This window comes from Neisseria sp. HMSC068C04, from assembly GCF_001810105.1.
Taxonomy (GTDB): domain Bacteria; phylum Pseudomonadota; class Gammaproteobacteria; order Burkholderiales; family Neisseriaceae; genus Neisseria; species Neisseria flavescens_B.
This window is the reverse complement of sequence record NZ_KV799915.1, coordinates 1-365: the sequence shown is the minus strand read 5'-3', so window position 1 is coordinate 365 and position 365 is coordinate 1. Positions and strand designations below refer to the sequence as shown.

1 pseudogene is annotated in these 365 nt (G+C 37.0%); it reads left to right on the top strand.

Going from position 1 to position 365, the window contains the following annotated elements:
* Positions 1–43: 43 nt before the first annotated feature.
* Positions 44–365, top strand: a pseudogene (locus HMPREF2700_RS02190) (hypothetical protein); the annotation flags it as partial.

Genomic DNA, 365 nt, shown 5'->3' with positions numbered 1-365 from the left:
ATTTTAGTAACCTATGTTATTGCAAAGGTCTCAGTCTTTTGGTATGTATAAATCCGCCGAGGTGCATACTAAGCCTAAAAGACGTATCCCCAAAAGTCTTATATTCGTAGCATTGTTTTTACCTTTATTAATTGGTTTTGCCGTTTATACCATTAATGGAATGAGTAAACGATTTAACCAAGAGGAAAAACAACAGACAGCGGCATTGACTCAAACAGATACAACGGATGAAGCTACAACGTCAGAAAGTAGTACACCGCCTCAACCGACTACGACTAGTAGTTTAAAGCCTGATGATTTTGTACCTACTCTTGCCGAAAAACCTGAAAGTAAACCCATTTATGACAATGTAAGACAAGTTAAAA